This window comes from Burkholderia sp. Bp8992, from assembly GCF_003853705.1.
In the GTDB taxonomy this organism is placed as follows: Bacteria; Pseudomonadota; Gammaproteobacteria; order Burkholderiales; family Burkholderiaceae; genus Burkholderia.
This window is the reverse complement of sequence record NZ_QTQI01000065.1, coordinates 1-1,784: the sequence shown is the minus strand read 5'-3', so window position 1 is coordinate 1,784 and position 1,784 is coordinate 1. Positions and strand designations below refer to the sequence as shown.

Sequence of the window (1,784 nt, the reverse complement as noted above, 5' to 3'; positions counted from 1 at the left end):
CCGCCGCTGCCGCCGTTGTTGCTCGTGCCCGATCCGCCGGACGACGCGGGCGAGGAATTGTCGTCACCGCCGCCGCAAGCGCTCAGCGCGAGGCAGGTCAATGCGATCAGTGCAACTGCTTTCATCGGGATCACCTTCTGAATGAACGGCACGAACGAAGCCAGTACACGCGAATCGCGTCGCGCGCACCGACCATCACGAATCAGGAATCATCGATCGGCCGGCGGCACACCGCCGGCCCGGGAACATCAGTTGACCTGCAGCTGGCCACCGCGGCCCAGCCCGCCCTTGACGTCCTGCGCCTTGTAGCTGCGCAGTGCGACGACCATCTTGTTGTACGCGTCGATGAACGCGACGACCGTCGCCTTGCCTTCCGGCGTCGACGAGAAGCCCGCGAGCGCACCGCCCACGCCGCCGCCGAAGCCGCCCAGCGCCGCGCCGTAGTTGGTCGCCGTCGAGCTGCCTTCCGACGCCGCGATCTGCACCGCCGAGCGCACGTCGAACAGCGTCAGCGTCACGACCGACGCCTTCGTCTGCAGGTGCCCGGCCACCGCCGCCACCGCGCTGTTGCCGATCAGCCCGCCGATCATGCTGCCGATGCCGCCGATCGGCGAATCGTTGATGACGATCTGCGGTTCCATGTAGTAGTCGGCCGCCACACGCTGGCCCTTCTGCTGCTTCGAGCCCGCACGGTATTCGCCCGAGTTGCGCTGCAGCTGCGTGATGCGCGACAGCCGTGCGTCGCTCTTCTGGTTGCCGATCGACGTGATCACGAAGCAGTTCGACTGCTGGACCGCCAGGCGCAGCAGCGGATCGATCGTCGTCATCTTGGTCGCGCTGCCGAACGGGCCCCACCAGTCGGCGTTGCGGCCGTCGTCGACGGCGATCGTGCCGAGCGGCGACGCGCAGCGCTGCAGCCCCGAATCGGCACCGGCGCTCGCGCCGCCTGCCGCGGCACCCGTCACGCCGGCGTTCTGGCCGCCGGGCGTCACTACGCCGCCGCACCCCGCGACGGACGCGCCAAGCGCTGCAACCAGCGCACCTTGAGTGAGACGATGGGAAAGGTTGGTCTTCATGTCGTTGTCGATCGATTAGAGTCGTTGTTCGGCTTATGTGTCCGTGCGAACTTCGATAAGCCCCCCGGCGTGGCGCGCGATGGTGGTCTCCCCGCGGCTGCCCCCGTTGCTTTATCCCGGTCAGTAGTACCAGTACGTCTGCTGCCAGACGCCGTAGTACGGATAGCCCGAGTACCAGTAGCCGTAATAGACGTCACGCCATTGCGTGCGCCATTTCCAGTCGTCCTCGTCTTCCTTCTTGGCTTTGCGCGCGAGATCGAGCAGCTTTTTCGATTCCTTGTCGCCGCGGCCCGCCGCGATCGACAGCCACTTCTCCGCTTCGCGCGCGTCGGAGCCCATTTCCTCGAGGCCGAACAGGTAGAAGCTGCCGAGCGCCTTCTGCGCCTGCAGGTCGCCGCGCTCGGCGGCCTCGCGCATCCACTTGAGTGCCTGGTAGCTGTCCTGGCGCACGCCGTCGCCGCGGAAATAACGCAGGCCGAGGTCGTAGGCGGCCTTCGGCTGGGTCTTCGCGGTCTGCTTGAGTGCGGCGATGCGCGGATCTTCCCGCTCTTCCGAATCGTCCCTTTTTTGATAGGACACCTGATCTTTTGGGCGGTCGGAACAACCGGTGTCGTCGCAGATCCGTACCGTGTTGCTGGTGGCGGACGGATCCTGCGCGCACGCGGCCAATAGCAACAGCAGCCCCGGTGCGAGTAAACGGCGGTACAT

Annotated in this window: 2 protein-coding genes; both read right to left on the bottom strand. The window is 66.3% G+C overall.

All coding sequences use genetic code 11. From position 1 onward, the window contains the following. Positions 1-248 precede the first annotated feature (248 nt). Complete coding sequence (locus DIE03_RS37950; RefSeq protein ID WP_124457137.1) at positions 249-1,076, bottom strand: hypothetical protein; 828 nt, start codon at positions 1,074-1,076, stop codon at positions 249-251. A gap of 120 nt (positions 1,077-1,196) precedes the next feature. Continuing rightward, positions 1,197-1,784, bottom strand: a 588-nt coding sequence (locus tag DIE03_RS37945; protein WP_124457136.1) for a tetratricopeptide repeat protein, incomplete at its 5' end; no start/stop codon positions are given.